We start from the raw sequence: 25,854 nt of genomic DNA on the forward strand, positions 1-25,854 counted from the left end.
ACCGTCGAAGGCATGGCTGCTTCGATCACCGACCCGCCGTCCGACGACAGCTTCTGGGCCGACGCCGACAGGCACCTCGTCCGCTACGGAGCCGAGTTCACCCGCGAGATCATCGACCGTGCCGCCGGGAGTTTCCTGTACACGGCGGACGGCCGGAAGATACTCGACTTCACCTCCGGCCAGATGAGCGCGATACTCGGCCACTCGCACCCCGCGATCGTCGCCACCGTCCAGCGGCAGGCCGCGACCCTCGACCACCTCTACAGCGGCATGCTCAGCCGCCCGGTGGTCGATCTCGCCCGCCGGCTGGCCGGCACACTGCCCGCACCGCTGGAGAAGGCGCTGCTGCTGACGACCGGCGCCGAGTCGAACGAGGCCGCGATCCGGCTGGCCAAGCTCGTCACCGGCAAACACGAGATCGTCTCGTTCGCGCGGTCCTGGCACGGCATGACGCAGGCCGCGGCGTCCGCCACCTACAGCGCGGGGCGCAAGGGCTACGGCCCGGCCGCTCCCGGCAACTTCGCCATCCCCGTGCCGAACCCGTACCGGCCCGACTTCACCACGGCCGACGGATCGCTCGACTGGCGGCGCCAGCTGGACTTCGCGTTCGAGCTGGTCGACGCCCAGTCGACCGGCAGCCTGGCAGCGTGCCTGGTCGAGCCCATTCTCAGCTCGGGCGGGGTCATCGAGCCGCCGGCCGGGTATTTCGCGGCCCTGCGGGACAAGTGCCGGGAACGCGGCATGCTGCTGATCCTCGACGAGGCCCAGACCGGTCTGTGCCGTACCGGTACGTGGTACGCGTTCGAGCGCGACGGCATCGTCCCCGACATCCTCACGCTCTCCAAGACGCTCGGCGCGGGGCTTCCCCTCGCGGCCGTGATCACCAGTGCCGAGATCGAGCAGGAGGCGTACGAACGCGGGTTCCTGTTCTTCACCACGCATGTCGCCGACCCGCTCGTCGCCGCGGTCGGCAACACCGTCCTCGACGTCCTGACCGACGACGGACTCGACGAACGCGCCCGGTCGCTCGGCGGGTTCCTCCGCAAGGGCCTGACCGACATCGCCGGCCGCCACCCGGTCGTCGGCGACATCCGGGGCCGGGGCCTGCTGGCCGGGCTCGAACTCGTCGTGGAGGGCGGTACGGGGCGGAGTCCGGACCAGTTGGGCGCGCGGGTCACCCGCCGCTGCCTCGAACTCGGCCTGCACATGAACATCGTCCAGCTCCCCGGCATGGGTGGGGTCTTCCGGATCGCACCGCCGCTGACCGCCACCGAGGAGGAGCTTTCGCTGGGCCTGGAGATCCTGGACCAGGCGATCGGTGACACCGCCGCGCACTGAGGCGCCGGAACGCCCGGACGTCCCGTACCGACCGGAGGGCCGCTCAGAGGTGCGAGGCGGTGTCGTCCCGGTGCGTCACACCGGGGCGGGTGTCGAGCGACCACATGTGGGTGCAGAGCGGGCACTGGAGGTGGACGACCGGCCCGTTGTTGGAGATCAGATAGCGCCAGTGCCGGTCGCAGTTGCGGCGGTCGGCGCAGGTGGCGCAGTGACGGGCGTTGTCGCAGACGGGGCACGGCAGCCAGGCGCGGCGGGAGGGGTCCGCCTGCGGGTCAATGGGCTGCCGCACGGCCCGGCTCCTCACCCGGCAGGACGCCGGCCTCCACCAGCATGTCGTAGACGCGCTGCTGCTCGGCGTCCAGTCCGGAGTAGAGGAGCGCGTACGCCTCGTCCTCGCCCTGGAGCGCGGCCCTGGGGTCCCAGTGGGGACCGAGGGCGGTCACGACCTCGGCGCGCCGCCGGGCCTCCTCGAAGGTGAGGTCGATCGAGAAGGGGGTCAGGTCGCCGGTGCTGTCCTGGTTCATTGCGTGACTTCCGATGCGTTGACGGAACACCTCCAGCTCTACCAGGCGACCACGGTGCCAGGGAAGGGTCACCTAAGTTGCCCCGGTGTCCGCGCGTCGGCGGCCCGCCGGGGGAGCGCCCGCCGATCGGCGCCCGGGGACGGGCCGTTGACGGCGACGGCTCCCGTACGCGGTCACCGTCCGCCACCGGCGCTGTGACGTACGTCATGGCCGGACCGGGCCCGTGAGGCCCACCACGCGTCACACACCGTGTCCGTGCTGTGTCCGCGCGGCGTGATGTCGATGTCCATGCCCAACTACCCCCACCAGGCCGCCGACGGCGCGGCGCCCTACACGGCGCCCGAGCCGACGCCCGCACAAAGCAATCCCCTCGCGGTGGCCGCGCTGGTGCTGGGCATCATCGCCTGCCTCCTCTTCTGGACGGTCGTCGGCGGGATCGTGCTGGGCCTGCTGGCCGTGGTGCTCGGCATCATGGGTATCCGCCGGGCCCGCGGTGGCCGCGCGCCGCACCGGACCATGTCGATTGTCGGCGTGGTCCTCGGCGCGCTGGGGCTCGTCGTCTCGACGGTGCTCGTCATCATCGGCGTGTCGCTGCTGAACTCCGACGAGTTCGACAACTTCGGCGACCGCATGCAGCAGGCGGACAGCCAGAGCGAGAAGGACCGGTGCGCGGAGGACTTCTCCGAGGACGTCGAGAACTGACCGGCCGTCATGCGATCCCCCGCGACGGCGACCCGAACGAACGGGAACGGGCCGCGGGTCCATCGGGGACACGCGGCCCGTTCCCGGCCCGGTGCTCCGTACCCGGCTCCCCGGCGCCCGTACTCACCCCAGCAGCAGGGACCTCGGCTGCGCGGAGAGGGCCTGGTCGAGGACCAGGGACGCCGCCCCCACCGCGGCCACGTTCTCACCGAGCGTGGTGGACAGGACCGCCGTCGGACGGGTCGCCCTGACGAACGGGGAGCGCGCGACCATCGGCTCGATGGTCCTGAGAAGACGAGGGGCGAGCACGAGCCACGTCGGTCCGCCGAAGACGATGGTGTCGACGTCCAGGAGCGTCCCCGCCGCACAGACGCCCCGGCCGATCCGGACGGCCAGCCGCTCGATGATGCCGTCCGCCTGCGCGTCACCCTCGGCGGCCAGCCGCGCCAGCCGTTCCAGACCACGCTGGGCGTCGGCCGGATCCAGCACCGTGTACTCGGCGCCCAGCACACCCAGCGCGATGGCCTCGTCCACGAGCGTCCGCGTCGAGCAGGCCGCGCCGAGTCCGCCGACCTCGCCCGCGTTCCCGGAGACACCGCGCAGCACGGTGTCGTCCACCACCAGTCCCATCCCGGAGCCGGTGCCGAGATAGAAGAAGAGCAGATTGCGGCTTTCGGTCGCCGCCCCCGCCCAGCGCTCCGCCACGACCGCCGCAGTGACGTCCTTGTCGAGGAGCGCCGGGAGTCCGGTCGCCTCGCTGAGCCGCTCGCGCAGCGGGTAGCGGCCCCAGCCGGCCAGCTCCGGCGGATCCACCACCCAGCCGGCGGACGCGTCTATCGGCCCCGGCGCCGCGATGCCCAGGCCCAGCACGCGCTCGTCGCCGAGCCCGGACTCGGCCACCAGCGAGCGCACCGAGGCGGCCATGTCCGCGACGGTCCCGTCGGTGTCACCACCGCTCGGGGTCCGCCGGCTGCGATGGCCCACGACCGTGCCGAGAGGGTCCACCAGGACGCAGGTGATCACGGCGGGGTCGAGGTGCACCCCCACGGCGTACCGGGACGTCGGGACGATTTCGAGGAGTGTGCGGGGCTTCCCGCTGCCGGTGTTCAGCTTCCCCGATTCACGGGCCACGCCCTGGTCGAGCAGCCGCCGCGTGATGTTCGAGACCGTCTGCGCCCAGAGACCGGTGGCCTGCGCGAGTTCGACCCGGCTCAAGCCCGCCGGGTGCCTGCGGATCGCGTCCAGGATCACGGACTCGTTGAAGTCCCCCATACGCGGCAGATTGGCCTGAGGCAACAGATCGTTGGAATGGTACGACGCGGTGGGCCGTGCGCGGGGCGTGCCGCCGTCAGCCGCCCGGCCGCGCCGTACCCAACCGCCCGACCGATCAAGTGTCGTCGCCCCCGTCCATGCCGGGACGCAGCCGCAGGGTGCGGATCTGGAACGGCCGGAACCCGGGATCCACGGATTCCCCGCCGGGCAGGTGAGCCGGCTCCCGCTCCGGCCGCTCCAGCAGATCGCACTCGAACGCGGCGCTGAGGGGGAAGCCGCGGACAGCCGCGAGCCGGTGGCGCCGAGCGCGAAGGGCTCGTAGCCGGCGTGCAGGGCGTCGGCCACGGGGACGGGTCCGCCGTTGACGCGCCAGGCGCTCAGGGGCAGGGCCACGAGGCGCTGTGGAGGGCGGGGCGGATCACCCGGTCGAGGAGCTCGCGGATCCGGGTCTCGACGATCCGGCGGTCGTCATGCACGGTGCTGGTCCTTCCAAGGGCCGTACTCGGCAAGGCACTCGGAGTCGGGAGCGGGGAGCCGGACCGTGTCCCGCACGCCGTCCGGCCAGGTCACGTCCACGAGCAGGGTGGTGTCCAGGGCGCGGGTGGTGACCCGGGGCAGGGTGGTGGGGTCGGTGCCGCCGAGATGGACGAAGGCGATGTGTACGGTGCCGTGGGCCACGGGCCCTTCGCTCTCCACGACGGGGGTGGCGGACACGGCGCCGAGGGCGTTGCTGTCGGTGCCGGGCACCAAGGAGGCGACCGGCAGCCGGTGGGCGCCGACCACGACGGAGACCAGCCCTCCGACGCCCTCGACCCGGGCGGTGTCACCGTCGACAGGTCCGGGCGCGGGTGCGGCTCGCGGATCGGCCGCGAGCGCCCAGCCACCGATCCGCAGCACATGCCCGGCCCCGGGGTCGCCGTCGACGCGTACGGCCCGTACCTCGACCGAGCCGCGCAACGCCGAACCGACCGTGATCCAAGGGCCGAGTGTGTAACGGGTGTCGGGTCCGCCGAACGGGTCCCATCCGGAGTCCGCCGGCCAGTGGGCGCGAGAACGCGAGACGGCCGTGGCGCCGTCCAAGGAGACCCTGGTCGCCGGACGCCGGTGCGAGGCGCGCCCTGCCGCGTCCAGCAGGACGACCGCGTTGTCGAGCGGACCGGTGTCCTCCTGGGTGCCGTGGCCGGCCGTGGGGTCGCCGGGGGTCTCGGGCGCGGTGTGCGTCGAGTAGGCGAGCCGGGCGTAGCAGGGGTCGTCGGCGTGCGGCCGGGCCGGGTCGGCGTGGTCACCGCCGTGGTTGACGACGCGTACGACACCGTCGGACGCGGTGCCCGAGACGAGCCAGCCGGGAGCGGCCAACGCGCGGGTGAAATCGCCCTGTTCGACGGGGAGCGGAGTCAACTCCTCGGTCCAGACCGGGTGCCGGGGAGGCAGGGCGAGACCGATGAAGCCCTTGCTCGCCCAGTACGGCGACGCGGGCCCCGAGTACGCCTGGAGCACCCCGCGGAACGGCCGGTGCCAGCCGAGGGTGAGCAACCCCCGGTCGTCGACGGCGCCGTGGTCGGTGAAGTGGTCGAGCACCCGGTCGGCGAGCGCGCGGGTCTCGCCGGGCGCCAGCGGTGTGGCGTCGAACAGGGCCCCGGTCCACACGGACGCGAGCGCCGCGTGCCGGTAGGTCAGCGAGCGGCCTTGTATCAGCGGTGAGCCGTTGGCGCCGATCAGGAGCCGCTGGTCGGCGAGGAAGCGGCGCAGCCGGTCGCGGTAGCGGTCGAGCAGCCCTGCGGGGGCCGCGTCGCCGAGGATGCGGCAGAACCAGAGCGGGTACAGATGCATGGCCCAGCCGTTGTAGTGGTCGAAGTTGCGCCGTTCGCCGCCGGTGAGCCCGTCGGAGTACCAGCCGTCGCCCGCGTACCAGCCGTCGGTCAGCGCGATGACGTGATCGAGGTCCTGCCGGCTCCACCGCCCGCCGGCGGTGCGGGCGAACGCCTCGGTCACGCCCTGGAACCAGACCCAGTTGTTGCCCGGCATCGTGTCGCCGACCATCGGCGCGAGCCAGTCGAGGACCCGGCTCCTGACCCGGTCGTCGAGGCGGTCCCAGATCCAGGGCCGTGTCTCGTGCAGCGCGAGCGCGATGGAGGCGGCTTCCACCTTGGCCTGGCCGCACTCGGCGAAGGTGGGCCAGCGTTCCGGGTTGTCCGGATCGGTACCCGCGGCCAGACCCGCGGCGTACCAGCCGGCGAGATCGTGCGGGTCGGCGCCGCCCGCTCCCGCCAGCCGGAAGCCGGCCAGCAGGAAGGTGCGGGCGAAGCCTTCGAGGCCGTCGCTGCGTACGCCGCTGCGGCTCGGCGGGCCGGGCAGCCGGATCAGGGCGTGCTCGTCGGTGGCGTACGGCCGTACGGCGAGCAGCAGCCGGTCGGCGGTCCGCTCCCAGTGGGCGCGGTCCTCGGCGGGGGTTCGATTCATGAGGTGCGGGTCTCCCATGCCTGTTCGAACTCGGCGCGGATCCGGTCGTCGAGTTCCTTGCGCCAGTTCTTGACCTCGTCCCGCTCGTGCAGCGGGACCCTGCCCTGCATGATCCCCCTTGCGGGTGTCGTCGAGGGCGGCCTGGAGGCGCTCGGACCGGGCGATCTCCGCGACCGCGTACCGCCCGAGCCCGCGTACCTCGCGCTGCGCACCGGCTGCGCCGTCAGGCGCGCGGCAGCCGCGGCGTCACGCCCGACGGCGGTTGTCGGACACTTCCTGAGCCCGGCCCAGTCCCGCCACCAGGAGCGCGACCAGTCGGCGTGCGTCGTAGTCGGGGTCGCTGTCGGCGCCGATGCAGAGGTTGCCGATGCCGTGCATGAGCTGGAGGGCGTCGAGGTCGGAGTGGATCTCACCGGCGGCGGACGCGGCGTCGAGGAGTTGCGCGCACACCGGCACGAGGCGGTCGAGGAAGTAGGCGTGCAGCGTCTCGAAACGGGCCTTGTCGTTGTGCATGGCGGACGCGAGGCCGTGCTTCGTGACCAGGAAGTCGACGAAGAGATCGACCCACCGCCCCAGAGCGGCATGGGGCGTCGGACCGGCCGCCAGCAGGACGGGACCGGCTTCGGCGCAGGCGTCGACCTGGTGGCGGTAGACGGCGATGACGAGATCCGCGCGGGTGGGGAAGTGGCGGTAGACCGTGCCCATCCCGACACCGGCCTCGGCCGCGATGTCACGTACCGGCGCCTCCACCCCCGAGTCGACGAACACCGTCGCGGCGGCGTCCAGCAGGGTCTGGCGGTTGCGCCGGGCGTCCTTGCGCCTGGAACAGGCCGCGCTTCCCGTGCTACGGCCGCTGTCGTTCACCGCGACGCTCCTTCCATGGGTCATGGAACGGAACCGGCCTCCGTGTCATGAGCGGAGCGACGTTCCGTTTCGCCCATGATGGCAGACCGGGCCACGGCCCGTTCGTCGCCGTCCCACTCCGGCCCACCGGACGGGACTCACCCCGCGTCGCGCAGCCGAAGGAGGTACGCCGCGGTCAGCGCGACGGAAGGGTCCGTGTCGTGCGACAGCTCCCTGAGGGCCCGTGACGCCCTCGGCCCCGGGATTCCCGCCAGCGCCTGGGTCAGCCGTCCGCGTGCGGACACTTCGGTGGCGCCGTGGGCGAGGCGGTCGACGAGGCCGGTCGCGATCCGGTCCGCAGTCGCACGGTCGCCCGCCAGCACGCTCAGCGCATCGGCCGCGTCGGTGTCGTTCCTCCCCTCCACGACCATGTCCACGAGCGTCGGGACCGCATCGGGCTCACCACGTGTCCCGAGCGCCAGAGCCGCGTATCCGCGGACCACGACGTCGGCGTTCTCCAGAGCGTCCCGCAGTCGCGCGGCGGCCTCGTCACCCGGCAGCTCGGCGAGGGCCCGAACGGCACGTTCCCGCACCGCGGCCACCGGTGAGCCGACGCCCTCCGCCAGCAGCGGCGCCGGACCGTCGTCGCCCGAGCGCGCCAACGCCCAGCGAAGCGCCCCGGCGACGTTCGGATCCGTCTCGCTCAGTGCCGCCTCGACCAGGGCCTCCACCGGCACCGGAACCTCCTCGGCCGAGAAGAGGGCCGCTCGCTGGCGCGCGTCGGCGCTCTCGGACCCCAGAGCCCGGAGCACCGCGACGACTTGGAGGGCGTCCTCCCAGCCGGCGGGAGCCGCGGCATCGATCCGGCGCAGCCGGGTGAGCAACCCGGTCTTCGCCGCGATGCGTTCACGCGTCCGACGGACGAGGTCGCCGACGAGCTCCGAGGGCGTGAACGCGGGATCGTCGAGCGCGCGCCCGACCTCACGCAGCGACAGACCCAGCGAACGCAGGCCCTCGATATGGAAGATCCGCCGGATGTCCGCCCCGGAGTACTCCCGGTAGCCGGAGCCGGTACGACCCGAAGGACGCACCAGACCCAGCGACTCGTAATGCCGCAGCATGCGGGCACTGACCCCGGACCTTCGCGCCACCTCACCGATCAACACGCCCTATTTTCCCTCCTGGCCGGACCCTCCGAGGGCCACGACGCGCTTCGCCTCCTCGATCGCGAACCCGAACCCGGCGTCCGGGTCGCGCGACAGCCGCTGTGTGGCGAGCGCGTGCGCACGTACGGACGGGTCAACAGCCGTCGTCGCGGCGAGCAGAGCCGGCCCGGCCACCTCGCCCAGCGCGATCAGAGCCCGGCTGAGACTCAGCTGCGTCTCCCGCCCACCACGCCCGAGCTGTCCTGCCAACACCGTGGCCAGCGCGGGCTCCTCACCTTTTGGTACGAGCACGACCGCGGCCCGCCAGGCGCTCCGCGCCACCTCGTCGTCGGCGTCGGACAGAAGTGCCCGTGAGATGACCGGCCACGCCTGCCGGTCTCCGATCTTGGACAGCGTATGCAGTGCCTGGCTCCGTGCCTGCCCACGCCCCGAGCGGACTTCACGGAGCAGTTCGGGAAGGGTCAGGGGCACCGGGTGGCGGGTGAGCGCCCAGGTCAGCATGTCGCGGACGAAGAACTCGGGCTCGACCGCGGAGCGCTCGACCAGCTTGCCGACGAAGCGCGTGTCGGGCGTCGTGCCGGCCGCCAGGGCGGCCCGCAGCCGCACCGACGAACGGCCGTCCTCCAACCCCCGGAGCACCCGGATCGCATCCGTGTCCTGTCCCGTGACCGTCATCGAGACCACCTCCTTCTCCCTGGTGAGCAGTGAAAGGCCTGTCACCGTGTCAAGGTCAAAGGAGCCGGTTCGAACCGGCGCGCACGGCGCACCGGGTGCTCCCCGGCCGTATCCGTTCGGACTCCGCACGCCCTACCGGCGGGCTCGGGCCGCCGTAATGATGACCAGACCCGAAAGGGATCCAGACGACTCCGCACACCTGCCGCCCGGCAGGTGCATCTGCGGTGGAAGGAGTCCACTTTGTTGCTTCTCATCTCCCCGGACAGCGTCGAGGAGGCCCTCGACTGCGCGAAGGCGGCGGAGTATCTCGACATCGTCGATGTCAAGAAGCCCGACGAGGGTTCGCTCGGTGCGAACTTCCCGTGGGTCATCAGAGAGATCCGCGACGCGGTTCCGGCGGACAAGCCGGTGTCCGCCACCGTGGGAGACGTGCCGTACAAGCCCGGCACGGTGGCACAGGCCGCACTCGGTGCGGCCGTCTCCGGAGCCACGTACATCAAGGTCGGCCTCTACGGATGCACGACGCCCGAACAGGCCGTCGATGTCATGCGAGGGGTGGTCCGGGCGGTGAAGGACCACCGGCCGGACGCGTTCGTCGTCGCGTCGGGCTACGCCGACGCCCACCGGATCGGCTGCGTCAACCCGCTCGCCCTGCCCGACATCGCGCGCGTCTCCGGGTCCGACGCGGCCATGCTCGACACCGCGGTCAAGGACGGGACACGGCTGTTCGACCACGTTGCGCCCGAGGTCTGCGAGGAGTTCGTCCGGCTCGCCCACGAGGCCGATCTGCTCGCCGCACTCGCGGGCAGCGTGAAGGTGGGCGACCTCGGCACGCTGACCCGCATCGGTACGGACATCGTGGGGGTGCGCGGGGCCGTCTGCCAGGGGGGCGACCGCAACACCGGAAGGATTCAGCCCCAGTTGGTGGCCGACTTCCGGGCGGAGATGGACCGGCACGCCCGGGAACACTCGGCCGCCCTCGCCGCCGCGAGCTGACCGCGGCATGCCGACGACTCAGCCCCGTCGCGCGTCCCGGACCGGCGGCGAGCGCTTCGCCGTACGCGATCCGGCGACGGGCGAGATCTTCGAGGACGCTCCGGAGCAGCGGCCGGACGAGTTGGACGCCGTCGTCGGCAGGGCCGAGACGGCATGGCGAGGATGGCGGACCGACCCCGCCGCCCGCGCAACCGCGCTGCTGGCAGCGGCCGACGCCGTGGAGTCGGCCGGCGCGGACCTCGCCCCCCTGCTCACCCGAGAACAGGGCAAACCGCTGGCCGAGTCGTACGCGGAGATCGCCCGCACGGCCGCACGGCTGCGCTACTTCGCCGAGCTGGCCCCCGGGCCCGGGCCTCGGCAGATCACGGACGGCCGCCCGGTACGCGGCGAGATCCGCTGGCGACCGCTCGGGCCCGTCGCCGCGATCGTCCCGTGGAACTTTCCCCTCCAGCTCGCGTCGGCGAAGTTCGCGCCCGCGCTCGCCGCGGGGAACACGGTGGTGCTGAAGCCCTCTCCCTTCACACCACTTGCCACACGGCGCCTGGTGTCCGTCATCTCCGGCGCGCTGCCCGAGGACGTGCTGACGGTCGTCACCGGTCATGAACCCCTCGGCGCCCGACTGGCCTCGCACCCGGGGATCCGTCATGTGACCTTCAGCGGTTCGATCCCCACCGGACGGGCCGTCGCCAGGGGGGCGGCGGCGACGCTCGGCCGCGTCACCCTGGAGCTGGGCGGCAACGATGCGGCCATCCTGCTGGAGGACGCCGACGTGGAGCGGATCGCGGACCGGCTGTTCTGGGCGGCGTTCCGCAACTGCGGGCAGGTCTGCATGGCGGTCAAGCGCGTCTACGCCCCGGCCCGGCTGTACTCCGACGTCGTCGAGGCCCTCGCGAGGCGCGCGAAGGCCGCGATCGTCGGACCCGGTCTCGACGCGGGTTCGCAACTGGGCCCGGTCAACAACGCCCCTCAACTGGCCCGCGTCGAGCGCTACACGGCCCGTGCCCTGGCGGACGGCGCGCGGATCGTGACCGGCGGCCACCGGCTGGACAGGCCGGGCCACTTCTACGCCCCGACCATCCTGGCCGATGTCCCGCCCGACAGCCCGGTGGTGACGGAGGAGCAGTTCGGCCCGGTCCTGCCGGTGCTGCCTTACGGGAGCGTCGACGAAGCCGTCGAGGCGGCCAACGACACCGGCTTCGGGCTCGGCGGCTCGGTATGGGGAACCGATCTCGACCGGGCCGGGGCGGTGGCCGACCGGCTGGAGTGCGGGACGGCGTGGATCAACCACCACGCCGAACTCTCCCTCGCCCAGCCCTTCGCGGGCATCAAGGAGAGCGGTGTCGGCGTCGCGGGCGGGCTGTGGGGGCTCTACGGGAACCTCAGGCCGTTCGTCGTGCACCGTCCGGAGGCGGCATGAGGGCGAGGTCCGGCACATGACGATGAGGTTCGGCGCGGCGGTGCTGCGCTCGTACGAGAGCCGGTTCGCCGTCGAGGAGGTGATCCTGAACAGGGGACCGGCCGACGGCGAGATCCTGGTCAGGATCGCGGGCTGCGGGATGTGCCGGACCGATCTCGCGGTCCGGGGTTCGGCGGGCCGCTCACCGCTGCCGGCGGTGCTCGGCCACGAGGGGTCCGGGATCGTGGCGGAGACGGGCGGCCCGCACACCGGTCTCAGCGTCGGGGACCACGTCGTGCTGAGCTTCGACTCCTGCGGAGACTGCCGGAACTGTATGGGCGCGGCCCCCGCCTACTGCGACTCCTTCGCCTCGCTCAACCTCTTCGGAGGGCGCACGGAGCACGCCGCGCGGTTCACCGACGCGGCCGGGGGCGAGCTGGCCCCCCGGTGGTTCGGCCAGTCCTCGTTCGCCGAGTACGCGATGGTGCCGGCCCGCAACGCCGTCCGTACGGACCCCTCGCTCCCCGTCGAACTGCTCGGACCACTCGGCTGCGGCTTCCTCACCGGCGCCGGAGCGGTATTCAACTCCTTCGGCGCCGGACCCGGCGACACCGTCGCGGTCCTCGGCGCGGGAGCGGTGGGCCTGGCCGCGGTGATGGCGGCCGCCGCGTCCGGAGCGGTGACCGTCGCCGTCGACAGGCACCCCGAACGGCTGGCGCTCGCCGAACGGTTCGGCGCGGTTCCGCTGCACGCCGCGTCGGCCGACCTGCCCGGCCGTATCCGGCGGCTGACCGACGGCGGCGCGCGGTACGCGCTGGACACCACGGGCTCGGCCCGGCTGATCAACGACGCGCTCCGGGCCCTGCGCCCGACCGGCCATCTCGGTCTGGTGGCACGGCTCCACGCCGCGCTGCCGATCGAACCGGGGGCACTGGACCGGGGCAGGAAGATATCCCACATCTGCGAGGGGGACGCGGTGCCGGGACTGCTGATCCCGCGGCTGACCCGGCTCTGGCAGGCCGGACGGTTCCCCTTCGACGAGCTGATCCGTACGTACCCGCTCGCCGACATCAACGAGGCCGAACGCGACTGCGACGCGGGCCGCGTGATCAAACCCGTCCTGCTGCCCGACGGAACCGGGCCCGGCCGGTTCCGGCCCGGGAGCGGGGCGCCCGGATCGGTGGCGTCGGGCGCCCACCGCTGATCCCTCGGCAGCACTTCGATTCCTCAGCGTTACTTCTCACTCCTCGTGGTTCCAACTCGTCCAAGGGAGGACATGTGGTCGGCACAGCGCATCTGGACACCGGTGTGGAGGGCGTGGAAGGAGGTGTCGGTCTGACGGCTCTCATGGTCGCCGCGGCACGGGCGATCGAGACCCACCGTCACGACACCCTGGCACAGGACGTCTACGCGGAGCACTTCGTGCTCGCCGCACCGGCGTCGTCCGCCTGGCCGGTCCGCATCCAACAGGTCGAGGACGGGGACACGAACCCGCTGTGGGGGCGGTTCGCCCGCTACTTCGGTCTGCGTACGAGGGTCCTCGACGACTTCCTGCTCCGGTCGGTGCACACGAGCGCCGCCCGTCAAGTGGTCCTGCTGGGGGCGGGGTTGGATTCGCGGGCGTACCGGCTCGACTGGCCCGACGGATGTGTGATCTTCGAGATCGACAGGGAAGGCGTGCTGGAGTTCAAGCACAGGGTGCTCGACGGACTGTCGGCCACCCCGAGGGCGGCGCGCGTCCCCGTCCCGGTCGATCTGTGCGACGACTGGGTAGGAGCGCTGGCCGACGCCGGCTTCGACACGGCCGCACCGACCGTCTGGCTGGCCGAGGGGCTGCTGTTCTACCTGCCCAACGCGGCCGAGACGTATCTCATCGACACGGTCGACCGGCTGAGCGCGGGAGGGAGCGCTCTGGCGTTCGAGGTCAAGCTCGACAAGGACCTGCTGGAGTACCGCGACAGCCCTCTCTACACCTCGACGACGCGGCAGATCGGTATCGACCTGCTCGACCTGTTCGACAGGGAGCCGCGCCCCGACTCCGCCGGTGGTCTGGCGGGCAAGGGCTGGTCCACTTCGGTCCGGACCCCCTTCGACTTCACCCGCGAGCACGGACGCGGCCCGTTGCCCGAGGACAACGACGCGCTGGCGGGCAACCGGTGGGTGTTCGCGAACAAGCCCCGGCCGTGAGGCCGCGTCCGCGTCCGTGGAATCAGCCGCGCGGGGTGGGCAGATCGGGCCCGGTGGGCCCGGAACTCCCGAAGTCGGGCCCGGTGTGGCCGGACCCCTCCAGCCGCCGCTGTATCTCGGCCGATGCGACGACGTCGTCCAGAGCCGTCGCGAAGTCGGCTCTGTCCTCGTCCCGGAGCCGTGGTGATCCGTCCATACCGTCCCGAGTCGTGGTGCTCCCCCGTGTCTCCTCGCGCCGGGAGCCGCGTCAGAGGTGTGAGGCGACGGCAGGCATCAGGTCCTGGAAGGTGCGGCCGTCGGCAGGGGCGCCGATGGCCGTCATCTGCCAACCGCCTCCGGAGCGCCGCACCTTGGCCATGATCTGCGCCGTGTGCCGCCCGCCCCCGGTCAGGGTGTAGCGCGCCAGCTCCTGCCCGGTGGTCTCGTCGACCAGGCGGCAGAAGGCGTTGTCGACCTCTTCGAACGTCTGGCCGGTGAACGAGTTGACGGTGAACACGATCTGGTCGACGTGTACGGGCACGCGTTGCAGGTCGACGACGATCGACTCGTCGTCCCCGCCCTGGCCGGCGCCGCCCACCCGGTTGTCGCCGGTGTGCCGCACCGAACCGTCGTCGCTGTTCAGGTGCTGGAAGAAGACGACGTCCTGCGCCTCCTGCCCGGCGAAGAGGACGGCCGACGCGTCCAGGTCGATCTCACGGGCGGTCATACGGGCGAAGAAGCCCTTGCGGGGCGCGGACTTCCAGCCGAGTCCCATCCGTACGACGGTGAGTTCACCGCCGCCGGACTTGGTGAGGCTGATCTGCTGGCCCTTGGAAAGATTGACACTCATGATTCATTCCGCTCTCTGTGGGTGACGGTGGCCGTCCGGGGGCTCCGTGCCGCTCCCCGGAATCTACAACACTGTAGAGATTGGATGCTGCGGGATCCGCCGCGATCGGCGAGAGTGGAGCGTCGCGCGGACCTGGGGGCTCGGCGCCCGAGGCCGTTGTGCGGCAGCCGGAGGGGGAAGGGGATCACATCGTGGCCGGAGAGCGGGATGATCACGGGCAGTCGCCGCGCGCCCGGAGGCGGGGGCAGGGGGAGCTCGAAGCGCTGGTGCTGTCGGCGCTCGGGGACGCAACCGCACCGGTGCCCGTCGGCTGGGTCCAGCGACGACTGGGGGAGGACCTCTCGTACAGCACGGTCATCACGATCCTGACCCGTCTGCACGAGAAGAAGGCCGTGACCCGCACCGGCCCCGGACGGCCCGTCCTGTGGCAGTCGGTCGCGGTGGACGAGGCCGATCTCACGGCACTGAGCATGAGGCGGCTGCTCGACCGGCAGGACAACCGCGACGCCGTTCTCTCCAGCTTCGTATCCGCTCTCTCCTCCGACGACGAGGACCTTCTGCGGTCCTTGCTGAACGACGCCGGGACCGGCTCGCCCACCGCACCGACCGCCGAACCGGACGAATGATCCATGGGCGTCTTCGTCTTCCTGCCTCTGGTGCTTCCACTGACCGCGCTGCCCATCGCGCGCCTGGCCGAGCGGCATCTGCACCCACGCCGTACCGCCCGCCTGCTGACGGCCGTCGCGGTGATCCTCGCCTCGTGCAGCACACTGTGCCTGGGGCTGCTGGTGGTCGTCGGCACCGCACAACTGCCCGGCAACCCGCTGCCCGACGGCTGGTCCGACCCGGAGGTGCGCGAGGCCGTGCCGCACGACCAGTTCTTCGGCAAGGCGGCCATCCTCGCCCTGCTCATGGTGGCGACGGCATGTGTCTGCGTCGTGGTGCGGCACCGCCGCTTCCACGCGCTCGCGCACCGCACGCTCGACTCCGGTCCGGACCGGTCCGAGGTCGCGGTCCTGCGTGATCTGTCCCCGTACGCCTACGCCCTGCCCGGTGCTCCGGGCCGGATCGTGGTGTCCACCGGCATGCTGGCCTGCCTCGATCCGGCGGAGCGTGAGGCCCTGCTCGCGCACGAGCGCGCGCACCTCGCGGACCGCCACCACCGCCTGCTGCTCGCGGTCCGGCTGGCGGGCTGCGCGAACCCGTTGCTGCGTCCGCTGATGTCCGCCGTCACCTACAGCACGGAGCGCTGGGCGGACGAGGAGGCGGCCCGCGTGACGGGCGACCGGCGCGCGGCCGCCCGTGCCGTGGGCAAGGCCGCACTCGTCTCCCGGCGCGCCTCCGCGCCGCCCCTGCCCGCGTTCGCCGCCGGACCGGTCCCGCGCAGGGTGGCCGCGCTGCTCGGTCCCGTACCGCCGGACCGCCGCTGGCCGCCGGCGCTCACCCCGACCGGTGTCGCGGCCTATGTCGCCGCGGCGGGTACGGCGCTGTCCGCGCTGTCCGCCCTCAATGCCGCGATCGCGCTCTTTCTCGTGCTCGAAGCGGCGACACCGCTGTAGGACCGGTCGTCCGGACCGGCCCCCGTCGTCCGGACTGGCTTTTGTCGTCCGAGGCCGGAGCCCGGGCTTCCTCCAGGAGCCCGCACGAACTCACCGGGGAAAGAAGCCGCATCGCGATGTCCGGAGGCCGAACTCGCGCACGCTCGCCCCGACGAGGGCCGACCGGGTGCGACAGGTCCGGCCGGTGAGGCGGCACCTGTCACCCACCTGCCCGTGCGGTGCGCCTAGTGCGGCCGCCCGTGGTGCTGGTTCCCGTACTTGTTCTTGTTGATGTTGACGGTGTTGTTGATGTCACCGGTGGAGAAGTTGATCAGTCCGCCGCAGGCGAGGAGACAGAAGCCGGGGTTCCCGGGCGGCGTCGGGGCGGACGTCACCTGGACGGTCGTGGTGTTGTTGGAGGCGTCGCACTCCGAGTTGCCGTTGTAGGCGGCGGTGATGGTGTGTGAGCCGACCGTGCTGAACGTGGTGTTGTAGGTCGCCTGGCCGTTGGCGTTGACGGGCACGGTGTCGAGCAGGTCGCTGCCGTCGAAGAACGTCACGCCGAGTCCGCCGGTGGGGTCGGCGGGACAGTCGACAGTGGCCGCCAGTTGCACCGAGGCGCCCACCTGCGCGGACTGCGGAATGGCCGTCACCGTGGTGCTCGACGGTACGGCCCAGGCCGGCGAGGCCAGCCCCAGCACGGCGGCCAGGGCTGTGGCGATGACGAGTCTTCCTCTGCGTGGTGTGATGTGCACCGGTTCGGCTCCTTGTTCTGTCGCCGGGCCCGCGGGGCGCGGGCGCCGTGGAGCCTCACGCTATGGCGCTCTCTCTTGCCATCCGGGGAGGCGGTGCCCACAACTAGCCTGGTTGGATCAGTATCTTCAAATGATGATCGGCAACCGAGTGGTGGATTGGTCCACAGGGCCGTACGAGGTGCGTGCGGCGGCTCCTTTCCCTGTCGGCCGGGTTGTCAGATGCCGGGCGCGGCGACCCGGGTGTAGGTCAGGCCGGGGCTGGTGCCGCCCGACGTGGTGACGGTCACGGTGACCGGACCTGCCGCCCCCGCGGGTGCGACGGCCGCGACCTGTGTGTCCGACACGACGGTGAACGGGACGGCCGCGGCGCCGAAGGTGACGGCCGAGGCCGAGGCCAGATTCGTGCCGATGAGGGTGACCACGGTGCCCGCGCTCGTCGGACCGCTGCTGGGTACCAGCGCGGTCAGGGTGGGCACGTTGACATAGGTGAAGGCGACGGGGTTGCTCGTGCCGCCCGGGGTGATCACCGTGATCGGTGAACTCCCCGTCCCCGGCGGGGCGGTGGCCGTGATCTGGGTCGCCGAGACCACCGTGAAGGAGGTGGCGTTGGTGACCCCGAACCGTACGGCACTGGCGTTGAGCAGATTGCTCCCGGTCAGTGTGACCACCACGCCACCGGCCGTCGGACTCTGGGCGGGGGCGGCGCTGTTGAGGACGGGCGCGACGGCGTAGAAGAAGAAGGCGTCCGGGGCGCTGGTGCCCCCCGATGTCGTGACGGCCACCACCGCGGCCCCGGCACTTCCCGCGGGTGTCACGGCGGTGATCTGGGTTGACGAGTTCACGACGAAGGATGTCGCCGGTACTCCCGCGAAGGTGACCGCGGTGGCCCCGGTGAACCCGGTTCCCGTGAGGGTCACGCTCGTGCCGCCCCCCGTCGGGCCGCTGCTCGGCGCCACACTCGTGACGACCGGCACCGTCGCCACGACATAGGTGAATGTCACGGAGTTGCTGTTGCCGGTCGGATGGACGACGATCACCGCCGCCGCACCCGCGGCGCGGGGCGGGCTCACAGTCGTGATCTGACTGGCCGAGTTCACGGTGAAGGAGGTCGCGTTGGTACTGCCGAACCGTACGGCGGTGGACCCCGTCATCCCGGTACCGGTGAGGGTGACGGTGGTACCCCCGGTGGTGGGCCCTTGCGAGGGATTGAGGGTGCTGATCGTGGGCGGCATGAGGATGCTCCTATGGCAGCCTGGGCGAAGCCCAGGGGCGACGCGGATGTCCGGTCCGGGCCGCGGGAGAACCGCCGCGCCCGAGGCATCGGCGGATGAGGGCCTCCGCCCGCCGGGGTCCACGCGGCCGCCGGCGGAGAGGGCGGGAACCACCGCTCGGGAAGCGGTGGTCGAGGTAGGCTGCCGCCCGGTGAGGGCCGGGCGGCAGCGGGGACGGCGGTCAGATACCCGGAGGCGCCACGTAGGTGAACGCGCCGGCGGCCGTGTCGGAGCCGGCCGGGTTGGTCACCACCACATCGACCGCGCCGGCGGCGCCGGGCGGCGTCACCGCCAAGATCGTGGTGGAGTTCACCAGGGTGAACGGTGCGGGGTTGCCGTCGAAGGTCACCGACTCGGTGGTGCCGAGGTCGGTCCCGGTGATGGTCACACCGGTACCGCCGGACGTCGGCCCGGAGGTGGGCGTGACGGCGGTGAAGGTGGGAACGTCCACGTAGGTGTAGGACAGACCGTTGTTCGTTCCGCCCGCGGTGGTCACGCTCACTCCGACGGGGCCCGCTGCCGCGCCCGCCGGCACGGCGACGGTGAGCTGGGTGTCGGAGACGACCGTCGGCGTGGCGCTGTTGGCGCCGAACGACACGCTGGTGGCCGTCGCGAGCCCGACACCGTTGATCGTTACCGTGTTGCCGCCCGCCAGGGGGCCGGACGTCGGCCCGAGTGAGGACTTGAACGGAGCACCGACGTAGAAGAACGGGATCGGGTTGCTCGTGCCACCCGGGGTGGTGATGGTCACCCCGACGCTGCCGGCGCCCGAGGGCGACACGGCCGTGACCTGGGTGGGTGAGACGTTGGTGACGCCGGTGGCCGGCTTCGTGCCGAAGGTGACGGCGGTGGTGCCGGACAGGTTCGTACCGGTGATCGTCACGGGCGTGCCACCGCCGGTGGATCCCTGGTTCGGAGAAATTGGCATGGAGAGACTCCTCGCTGACAGGACGTGGGACTGAGGACGCAGCGAAGTCTGGGGACCGCCGGGCCGCCCTTCGCGGAAGACCCTCACGGGAGGACGGACGGCTGAATCGAGCCGCCTGGTCACCGGAGTTCCCTCGTAGGCACACAGAGGAAGAACCGGCAGGCGCCGCCCTTTACCGTGATCCCCGGTCTGGGATGGGCGGCCCACCGGTTCGCTGTCTCAAGTACCTCACCGGGAGCCATCCCTGACAAGGTGTCATTCATGACATTCTGACGACCGAACCCGGGACGCCTGTGTACCACCGGCGTGCACCGTCGACCTCCACCGGCCGGCACAGAGCAAACCAGTCGGCACCGCGCGAGCGGCACCGACTGGCGATCCAACCCACTCGAGGTGCCCATCGCGACCCCGGCGTACCTGCACCCCCCTCACGTGTGAAGGGTGACAGCCGCTCCGGGACCACGCGCCCCGAGCGATACGGGCTGCCCATCGGTTGGAATAGGTCCAGTAACGCAGGATATCGGCATATGCCACAAGTGTTAGGTCGTCATATCGCCCGATCGGAGTAGTGTGCGCGCCTCATCCCGTTCTACGCCGTTCCCACGGGTGTGTCTCAACCACACGGCCCGTGTCGGCTGTTGGCGGGGTGGCCGACGCGCTGTCAGATCCGGGGCAGCAGGGCGGACGGGGCCAGGACCCGCCCGTCCCGGGTGCGGACGCTCCCGGGCTCCGGGCCCGGCCCCGCGCCGTACACGGCGTCACCGTGCAGCGCCAGCCAACGGCCGATCTCGCGCAGCCGCTCCCGCGCCGGGGCGGGTACGTCGCCGGACTGGGTGGGGCCGACATTCAGCAGCAGGTTGGAGTCGGCGGCCACACAGTCCAGCAACGTGGCGATCAGCCGGTCCGGTTCCTTGTACGCCGTGTCGTGGGGTACGTGGCCCCAGCTGCGATTCATCGTCAGGCAGGTCTCACGGGGTACGGCGAGGGTCGGGCCGGGGTTGAGGCCCGAGGTGTTCTCCCCGGGAAGATCGTTCTCGAAGCCCTGGACGTCCTCGCCGGGCTGGAGGCCGTCCTTGCGGTTGTTGAGGAGTACGGCGTCCGGCTGGAGGCGGTGGACGAGGTCGTAGAGCTCGGGGTAGTGCCACGGCTGGTCGGTGGTGAACCAGCCGGGGTGTTCTCCCGGCACGGGGGAGTTCGGCCAGTCGCCGTCGAACCAGATCTGCGCGACGTCTCCGTACCGCGTGCACAACTCCTCGACCTGCCCGAAGAGGAAGGCGAGATAGTCCTCCCAGCCGGAGGTGTCGAGGTAGCCGGGGTGGTGCCAGTCCACGAGCGAGACGTAGAGGCCCAGCTTGACGCTGCCGGATTCCCGGCAGGCGTCGGCGAGTTCGGCGATCGGGTCGCGCCGGAACGGGGAGCGGGTGATCTTGAAGTCGGACAGCTCGGTGTCGTACATGGAGAAGCCGTCGTGATGGCGGCTGGTGATGGTGAGGTAGCGCTGGCCCGCCGCCTCGGCGAGGGCCACGAGTTCTCTCGCGTCGAAAGCGGCGGGATTGAACAGTCCGGCCAGTGGCGCGTACTCGGCCGCCGGAATCCGGGCGAGGACCTGCTCCCACTCGCCGCGGCCGATCATCGAGTACAGGCCCCAATGGACGAACATGCCGAACCGGTCGTCGCGGTACCGGTCGAGACCCCCGCGGCTGGCCTGCGGAGTCATCGGGTCACCTCCGCGCCCCGCGCGGCCCGCCGTGTGGCCCGGCCATGTATGACACGTCCGAGATCATCCTTGATGTCTTCCACGGTCCTTCACCCTATGCCCCGTGCGATTGGGCACCGCGCTCACCGTGCGCCTCCGGGGTGGCCGGGCTCCAGGAGTCCACGGAGGATGGGTTTCCCGTCGTTCGCAGTCATGTTCCCCGTACGCGATCACCGCACCCGAAGGAGAGCGCCATGTCCGCCGTCTATACATTCGACGTCTTCTCCAGCCTCGACGGCTACGGCGCCGCGGGCGGTGACTGGACCGGCTACTGGGGCAAGCAGGGCCCCGAACTCCTCGACCACCGCCTCGCCCTGTACGGCGAGGAGCAGCGGATGGTCTTCGGGGCCGGCACGTACCGGCTGTTCGCGCGGATGCTGGCCGAGAGCACCGAGGACTCCGAGGTACGAGACCCATGGGTCACCCGGAGGAGGAGCCTGCCGGCGACGGTGGTGTCGACCACCCTGGAAGGGCCCCTCGACTGGCCGGACGCGAACGTCGTGGACGGGGACGCCGTCGATGTCGTCGCGCGGCTCAAGGAGGAGTCCCTGGTGCCGTTGCGCTCGCACGGCAGCCTGTCGATGAACCGGGCGCTGCTGGCCGCCGGCCTGGTCGACCGCGTCCAGGCGACGATCTTCCCCGTGATCACCGGTCGGACCGGGCTGGACCCGGTCTTCCGGGGCGCGGCCGACTTCGACCTCGAACTGATCGAGCACCGGACGCTCGACGACCACATCCAAGAGGTCGTCTACCGGCCCACCCTGCACGCGTGAGCCGGACGGCCCGCGCGCCGGCCGACGGCCCGGCCATCGGTTGGGGCGAATTCTTGCCACTTCCGACTTCCCTCGCGTTCGGGCAAGTTGATGACAAGGTCATTGGATCTGCATCCAGCACCTGAACGGGAGACACGAAGTGCTCAACACGAGAGGAGTTCCGCACCGGCTGGTGGCCGCCGCGAGCGCCGCGCTGATCGCGTTGGGGGTGAACCTGCTCGGAGCCGGTTCTGCCGCGGCTGTCGACGACTCCTACGAAGTCCCCTATCCCGCGGGTGAGGCGTACACCGTGACACAGGGGCCGGAGGGAACGTACTCGCACACCGGGCCGTACAACGAATACGCCTGGGACTTCGGCCTGCCGGCGAACTACGAGGTGTCCGCCGCGCAGGGAGGCACGGTTCTGGTGTCGGACTGGTCGGCGTACTGGCAGAACGGCATCGAGGTCATCATCCGGCACTCCAACGGCCAGTGCACCCACTACGCGCACCTGAACAAAGCGATCTACAACACCGGTGACTGGGTCCCCCAGGGCAGGATCATCGGCTGGTCGGGCAGCACGGGAGCGTCCACCGCGCCGCACCTGCATTTCCAGGTCATCGACTGCAACACCCGAGTCGGCGTTCCGGCCACGCTCCAGGGCTGGACGCCCTACACCGGAACCGCGCCGGTGAGCGTCAACACCCGGGCCTGATCTCCACAGTCGCGACCTCGGCGGTCCGGCGGGCCTACCGGGGGCCACTGACTCATGTGCCCGGGACCCCGGGCGCATGAGCCGCCCGCCGCCGGTCGGGCGACGAGTTCCGGGGCGTACGGAGGTCATAGCCCGCAGGGCCGCCGGCAGAACGCCGCGCCCGTACCCGGAGGAGACGCATGGCACAGCTCATCTACTCGATGATCACCTCGCTCGACGGCTACGCCGAGGCGGCGCAGGGCGACCTCGGTACCGGGGCGGAGGACCAGGAGGTGCACACCTTCGTCAACGACCTCTTCCGCCCCGTCGGTACCTACCTCTACGGCCGGCGGATGTACGAGACGATGGTCTGCTGGGAGACCGCGCACAAGGAGCCCGACCAGCCGCCGCACATCCTCCAGTACGCCCGCGACTGGCAGGCCGCGGAGAAGGTCGTGTACTCCACGACGCTGGAGGCGGTGTCCAGCGCGAAGACCAGGATCGAGCGGACCTTCGACCCTGACGCGGTGCGCAGACTCAAGGCCGAGGCCGATCACGACCTCACCGTCGACGGCCCGAACCTCGCGGCACAGGCGATCGCCGCCGGCCTGGTCGACGAGTACCACCTGTTCATCACCACGAGCGTGGTCGGCGGCGGCAAGCGCTTCTTCCCCGACGGCGTGCGCCTCGGTCTCGAACTGGTCGACAAGCGCGCCTTCGACAGCGGACTGATCTACGCGCGCTATCGGACCCGCTGAGCCGCGGGCGGACGTGTCCGGCGGCGGGCCACGGCATCAGCGCGGTGGATGACTGTCACCCGTCGATCCCCGGCCCGGGCCGGGCGGACCCGTCGGCCGGGAAAGAGGTGTGGGTGAGCTTCTCGGAGAGCCGCCAGACGCGTTCTGCCTCGTCCTCTCCGAGAAGCCGGGAGTAGAGGGCCTGTTCGGCGGGCGCGCCCGAGAAGTTCCCGAGACCGCTGGGGCCGTACAGACGGGCGCCGCGTGCGTCCGGAGAAGTCGCGGCCAGCAGGGCCGGGAGCTGTGCCGTCTCGACCGTTCCGACGAGAACGCGGCTGCGGGAGAGGGCGCGGATGACGCGCACGCTCGCGGTGTCCCGTGCCCGGCCGACCTCGGGGCGCGCGGCCAGCAGACTGGTGGGGGCGATGCCGGGGTGGGCGAGGTTGCTGGTGATCCCCCAGTCTCCGGCCCGGCTGCGCCGGTCCAGTTCGAGCCCGAACAGGCCGGACGCGATCTTGGACTGGCTGTACGCGCGGCGGCCGTTGTAGGACCGTTCCCAGTTCAGGTCGTCCCAGTTGATGGCGTTCTCGTTCGCGCTGATGCTGATCTGCGAGGTCACGCGGGCGTGTCCCGCGCGCAGCAGCGGCAGCAGGTGGGCGACGAGAGCGAAGTGCCCCAGGTGGTTGGTGCCGAACTGCAGCTCGAACCCGTCGGCGGTGGTCTGCCGGTCCGGTGGAGTCATCACGCCGGCGTTGTTGATGAGGATGTGTATCGGACGGTTCTCGCCGCGCAGCGTGGCTCCGAGCGCGGCGACCGAGTCCAGCGACGACAGGTCGAGGTCCCTCAGCGACAGGGCCGCTTCCGGGTGCCGCTGCTTGATCCTCGTGACCGCCGCCTCACCCTTGCGAGGGTTGCGGACGGGCAGGACGACCTCGGCTCCGGCGGCGGCCAGGCGGGCCGCCAGGCCCAGTCCGACCCCGTCGCTGGCACCGGTGACAACGGCGAGCTTTCCCGAGAGGTCGGGAACGGTGATGTCCGGTTGTGTGCGTGCCATCTGCTGCTCCTCGTGTCGCCGTAAGTGGCTGCCTTCTCATGTTGCGCCCGGCCCACGGGAGTTATCCACGGCCTCTCGATCCCAGGCGGACCGGATCCGGCCCGTTCACAGCCGTAAGGGGGGATCAGCGGTCCGAGGCAGCCGTCCGGCCGCGGTGGCAGGATGGGACGGCACCGGAACCAGGGAGGAGGGAGCAGCCGTGATCGACCGAGTGGGCCTGGCCGGGTTCCTGCGCCGCCGCCGGGAGTCACTCCAGCCCGAGGACGCCGGCCTCCCGCGCGGGCAGCGGCGCAGAACCGCCGGTCTGCGCCGCGAGGAAGTCGCCAGGCTCTGCCACATCTCCGCCGACTACTACAGCCGGCTGGAGCGGGAGCGCGGACCTCACCCGTCCGAGCAGATGATCGCCTCGATCGCGCAGCGTCTGCGTCTGTCCCTCGACGAAGGCGACCATCTGTTCCGCCTCGCCGGGCACAACCCGCCCGCGAGGGGCCCGGCCAGCGAGCACATCGGTCCCGGCCTGCTCCGCATCTTCGACCGGCTCACCGACACCCCCGCCGAGATCGTCACCGAACTCGGCGAGTCGGTCCGATCCGTGTGCCGCTCGGTAACGGCACTGATCCCGTCCTCGTCGACCGTCACGCGGTGTTCGCCCAGATGTCGGGCATAGGCGAGCGGGGCCGGAGCCGTCAGCCAGCGGACGGCTACGAGGAGGACGCAGACGATCAGGAGGAACGGCCACATCCCGAGGCCGGCGGTTCCTCCGGTCAGCAGGCCGGCCACGGTCACCAGGCCGAGCAACGTGCCCAGCCCCCACAGGGCGCGGTAGCACCACCGTCCGGCCGGACGGTGCCGCATCTGAATCTTCAGTCCGTCGGATATCTCCCGCCACGTCATGACATGTCTCAGCTGTACCGACATGTCAACGGCCATGTGTCCCCCCTGGAATTTATGAGGACAGACTGTACCGGTCGGCGCTCAACGGCGGCGGACGCCCGCGCGGGATGCGGGCGCGGGCGTCGCGGTTCGCCGTTCGAGTCGGGTCACGGCGCCGGGTGGTCGTCCGGAAGGACCGGTACGGCCGGGGTGAAGCAGGTGTTGTCGGCCGGTGCGCCCTCGTGCTCCTTGCCGTCGTCGTCGCGGTACCGCCAGGTGAAGCGCCGGCCGCGGGCGGACGTGATGTCAGGGCTGTCCATGAGCTGGAAGTGCACGTGCGGTTCCGAGGAGTTTCCCGAGTTGCCGCATTCGGCCAGCGTCTGGCCTTCCGTCACCCGGTCGCCCACGGCTACCTTCGACGAGTGGCGCCGCAGGTGCGCGAAGACCGCGTACGCCCCGTCGCCCAGGTCGAGGATGATGTGGTTGCCCAGCAGGTGGCGGGGCGCGCCGAGGGATCGGATGAAGGTCTCGGCGAGCACGTAGAACAGGCCGCCCAGCGAGGTCCGTGAGAGGTGGTCCCGCTGTGAGTCCGAGACGGCCACGACACGGGCTGCCGCAGGGGCGGACACCGGCTCACCGAACGACGGGTAGGACTCGGGGCGCAGGGCCACCGGCCACAGCCACACGGGCTCCGGCGCCGGGCGGCGGGCGAGGTCGATGGCGTAGGTCTGCGCCAGGTTGTGGGTGTGGCTCGGCACCTTGGTCGCTGGCCCGTTGCGTGCCATCCAGCGGCCGGTCACCGGGATCGCGAGGGCCAGCGGCGGGGCCTCCTCGCGGGGCGGCCGTTGTCCGAGGGTCATGGCCCGGCGCATGAGCACGCCGATGACCAGCAGGGCGACCCCGGTGAACCACAACGGCCCCACGCCCTGTGCGTTGACGAGGATGCACACGGCGCCCGCGGCCACCACGAGACCGTGGCGCTTCCAGAGAGTCTGCAACATCGCGCCTTTCACGAGATGAGCTGTGTGACAGGACCCCAGCATTCCAGATTTGGGCGCGACTATCATTAGTTGTTACGTACTTGCGCAATCACGTAGAACGGTTTTAG

The 25,854-nt window shown here is 71.3% G+C and carries 25 protein-coding genes and 2 pseudogenes; 12 read left to right on the top strand and 15 right to left on the bottom strand.

The window, feature by feature from the left end:
• The first annotated feature begins 12 nt into the window (after positions 1–12).
• Entirely contained in the window at positions 13–1,338 is a 1,326-nt protein-coding gene (locus SSPS47_RS32660; protein WP_164254045.1) for an aspartate aminotransferase family protein, read from the top strand.
• A 43-nt stretch (positions 1,339–1,381) separates the two neighbouring features.
• On the opposite strand, the gene SSPS47_RS32665 is transcribed toward SSPS47_RS32660, so the two are convergent.
• Together SSPS47_RS32665 and SSPS47_RS32670 are read right to left on the bottom strand one after the other, a co-directional pair.
• Positions 1,382–1,627, bottom strand: coding sequence for a hypothetical protein (locus SSPS47_RS32665; protein WP_164254046.1), 246 nt, complete (start codon positions 1,625–1,627; stop codon positions 1,382–1,384).
• A complete protein-coding gene (locus SSPS47_RS32670) occupies positions 1,611–1,862 on the bottom strand; it encodes a DUF6400 family protein (protein WP_147874600.1) in 252 nt (83 codons plus the stop codon). Before SSPS47_RS32670 ends, SSPS47_RS32665 begins: the two co-directional genes overlap by 17 nt.
• Positions 1,863–2,150: 288 nt before the next feature.
• Between SSPS47_RS32670 and SSPS47_RS32675 the strand changes: the two genes are divergently transcribed.
• Positions 2,151–2,564 (top strand): DUF4190 domain-containing protein, encoded by a 414-nt coding sequence (locus SSPS47_RS32675; RefSeq protein ID WP_239065157.1) that lies wholly within the window; start codon positions 2,151–2,153, stop codon positions 2,562–2,564.
• Between the two features lie 123 nt (positions 2,565–2,687).
• On the opposite strand, the gene SSPS47_RS32680 is transcribed toward SSPS47_RS32675, so the two are convergent.
• From SSPS47_RS32680 to SSPS47_RS32705, 5 genes are all read right to left on the bottom strand, one after another.
• Positions 2,688–3,836 (bottom strand): ROK family transcriptional regulator, encoded by a 1,149-nt coding sequence (locus SSPS47_RS32680; protein ID WP_164255263.1) that lies wholly within the window; start codon positions 3,834–3,836, stop codon positions 2,688–2,690.
• Positions 3,837–4,304: 468 nt separating this feature from the next.
• A complete protein-coding gene (locus tag SSPS47_RS32690; protein ID WP_164254047.1) occupies positions 4,305–6,296 on the bottom strand; it encodes a DUF2264 domain-containing protein in 1,992 nt (663 codons plus the stop codon).
• A gap of 246 nt (positions 6,297–6,542) precedes the next feature.
• A complete protein-coding gene (locus tag SSPS47_RS32695) occupies positions 6,543–7,160 on the bottom strand; it encodes a TetR/AcrR family transcriptional regulator (RefSeq protein WP_164254048.1) in 618 nt (205 codons plus the stop codon).
• 137 nt (positions 7,161–7,297) lie between these two features.
• Positions 7,298–8,305 (bottom strand): HEAT repeat domain-containing protein, encoded by a 1,008-nt coding sequence (locus tag SSPS47_RS32700; protein WP_164254049.1) that lies wholly within the window; start codon positions 8,303–8,305, stop codon positions 7,298–7,300.
• Between the two features lie 3 nt (positions 8,306–8,308).
• On the bottom strand, positions 8,309–8,980 hold the full coding sequence (locus SSPS47_RS32705) for a HEAT repeat domain-containing protein (RefSeq protein ID WP_164255264.1): 672 nt from the start codon (positions 8,978–8,980) through the stop codon (positions 8,309–8,311).
• A 240-nt stretch (positions 8,981–9,220) separates the two neighbouring features.
• Between SSPS47_RS32705 and SSPS47_RS32710 the strand changes: the two genes are divergently transcribed.
• From SSPS47_RS32710 to SSPS47_RS32725, 4 genes and pseudogenes are all read left to right on the top strand, one after another.
• Positions 9,221–9,976, top strand: coding sequence for a (5-formylfuran-3-yl)methyl phosphate synthase (locus SSPS47_RS32710; protein WP_164254050.1), 756 nt, complete (start codon positions 9,221–9,223; stop codon positions 9,974–9,976).
• A gap of 7 nt (positions 9,977–9,983) precedes the next feature.
• The gene (locus SSPS47_RS32715; protein WP_164254051.1) at positions 9,984–11,393 is read left to right on the top strand and encodes an aldehyde dehydrogenase family protein; all 1,410 of its coding nucleotides are present in this window, start codon (positions 9,984–9,986) and stop codon (positions 11,391–11,393) included.
• A 22-nt stretch (positions 11,394–11,415) separates the two neighbouring features.
• Positions 11,416–12,501 (top strand): annotated as a pseudogene (locus tag SSPS47_RS32720) (NAD(P)-dependent alcohol dehydrogenase); the annotation flags it as partial.
• A gap of 149 nt (positions 12,502–12,650) precedes the next feature.
• On the top strand, positions 12,651–13,559 hold the full coding sequence (locus SSPS47_RS32725) for a class I SAM-dependent methyltransferase (RefSeq protein WP_203557988.1): 909 nt from the start codon (positions 12,651–12,653) through the stop codon (positions 13,557–13,559).
• Between the two features lie 22 nt (positions 13,560–13,581).
• Here the strand turns inward: SSPS47_RS32725 and SSPS47_RS32730 are convergent, their stop codons facing one another.
• The gene (locus SSPS47_RS32730) at positions 13,582–13,755 is read right to left on the bottom strand and encodes a hypothetical protein (RefSeq protein WP_164247441.1); all 174 of its coding nucleotides are present in this window, start codon (positions 13,753–13,755) and stop codon (positions 13,582–13,584) included.
• Between the two features lie 51 nt (positions 13,756–13,806).
• The gene (locus SSPS47_RS32735; protein WP_147874593.1) at positions 13,807–14,388 is read right to left on the bottom strand and encodes a TerD family protein; all 582 of its coding nucleotides are present in this window, start codon (positions 14,386–14,388) and stop codon (positions 13,807–13,809) included.
• Positions 14,389–14,579: 191 nt separating this feature from the next.
• Between SSPS47_RS32735 and SSPS47_RS32740 the strand changes: the two genes are divergently transcribed.
• Positions 14,580–15,014 carry a BlaI/MecI/CopY family transcriptional regulator gene (locus tag SSPS47_RS32740; RefSeq protein ID WP_164254052.1) on the top strand — a complete coding sequence of 145 codons (435 nt, stop codon included), beginning with the start codon at positions 14,580–14,582 and terminating at the stop codon, positions 15,012–15,014.
• 3 nt (positions 15,015–15,017) lie between these two features.
• Positions 15,018–15,947, top strand: coding sequence for a M56 family metallopeptidase (locus SSPS47_RS32745; protein ID WP_164254053.1), 930 nt, complete (start codon positions 15,018–15,020; stop codon positions 15,945–15,947).
• 224 nt (positions 15,948–16,171) lie between these two features.
• Here the strand turns inward: SSPS47_RS32745 and SSPS47_RS32750 are convergent, their stop codons facing one another.
• The 4 genes from SSPS47_RS32750 to SSPS47_RS32765 all read right to left on the bottom strand — a co-directional run bounded on the left by SSPS47_RS32750 (position 16,172) and on the right by SSPS47_RS32765 (position 20,597).
• Positions 16,172–16,681: an Ig-like domain-containing protein gene (locus SSPS47_RS32750; protein ID WP_164254054.1), complete on the bottom strand. Its 510-nt coding sequence runs from the start codon at positions 16,679–16,681 to the stop codon at positions 16,172–16,174.
• A gap of 215 nt (positions 16,682–16,896) precedes the next feature.
• Positions 16,897–17,913: an IPT/TIG domain-containing protein gene (locus SSPS47_RS32755; protein ID WP_164254055.1), complete on the bottom strand. Its 1,017-nt coding sequence runs from the start codon at positions 17,911–17,913 to the stop codon at positions 16,897–16,899.
• Between the two features lie 220 nt (positions 17,914–18,133).
• Positions 18,134–18,880 (bottom strand): IPT/TIG domain-containing protein, encoded by a 747-nt coding sequence (locus tag SSPS47_RS32760; protein WP_164254056.1) that lies wholly within the window; start codon positions 18,878–18,880, stop codon positions 18,134–18,136.
• A 661-nt stretch (positions 18,881–19,541) separates the two neighbouring features.
• Positions 19,542–20,597 carry an alpha-L-fucosidase gene (locus SSPS47_RS32765; RefSeq protein ID WP_164254057.1) on the bottom strand — a complete coding sequence of 352 codons (1,056 nt, stop codon included), beginning with the start codon at positions 20,595–20,597 and terminating at the stop codon, positions 19,542–19,544.
• 233 nt (positions 20,598–20,830) lie between these two features.
• Between SSPS47_RS32765 and SSPS47_RS32770 the strand changes: the two genes are divergently transcribed.
• The 3 genes from SSPS47_RS32770 to SSPS47_RS32780 all read left to right on the top strand — a co-directional run bounded on the left by SSPS47_RS32770 (position 20,831) and on the right by SSPS47_RS32780 (position 22,840).
• The gene (locus tag SSPS47_RS32770) at positions 20,831–21,409 is read left to right on the top strand and encodes a dihydrofolate reductase family protein (protein WP_164254058.1); all 579 of its coding nucleotides are present in this window, start codon (positions 20,831–20,833) and stop codon (positions 21,407–21,409) included.
• 139 nt (positions 21,410–21,548) lie between these two features.
• Positions 21,549–22,103, top strand: a complete 555-nt coding sequence (locus SSPS47_RS36105) for a M23 family metallopeptidase (protein WP_164254059.1) — start codon at positions 21,549–21,551, stop codon at positions 22,101–22,103.
• A 179-nt stretch (positions 22,104–22,282) separates the two neighbouring features.
• Positions 22,283–22,840, top strand: coding sequence for a dihydrofolate reductase family protein (locus SSPS47_RS32780; RefSeq protein WP_164254060.1), 558 nt, complete (start codon positions 22,283–22,285; stop codon positions 22,838–22,840).
• A 55-nt stretch (positions 22,841–22,895) separates the two neighbouring features.
• On the opposite strand, the gene SSPS47_RS32785 is transcribed toward SSPS47_RS32780, so the two are convergent.
• A complete protein-coding gene (locus SSPS47_RS32785) occupies positions 22,896–23,873 on the bottom strand; it encodes an SDR family oxidoreductase (RefSeq protein WP_164254061.1) in 978 nt (325 codons plus the stop codon).
• Positions 23,874–24,072: 199 nt separating this feature from the next.
• On the opposite strand from SSPS47_RS32785, the pseudogene SSPS47_RS32790 reads away from it, so the two are divergent.
• Positions 24,073–24,462 (top strand): annotated as a pseudogene (locus SSPS47_RS32790) (helix-turn-helix transcriptional regulator); the annotation flags it as partial.
• A gap of 451 nt (positions 24,463–24,913) precedes the next feature.
• Here the strand turns inward: SSPS47_RS32790 and SSPS47_RS32795 are convergent.
• On the bottom strand, positions 24,914–25,747 hold the full coding sequence (locus SSPS47_RS32795; RefSeq protein WP_164254062.1) for a M23 family metallopeptidase: 834 nt from the start codon (positions 25,745–25,747) through the stop codon (positions 24,914–24,916).
• Positions 25,748–25,854 lie beyond the last annotated feature (107 nt).

The organism is Streptomyces sp. S4.7 (genome assembly GCF_010384365.1).
Classification (GTDB): Bacteria; Actinomycetota; Actinomycetes; order Streptomycetales; family Streptomycetaceae; genus Streptomyces.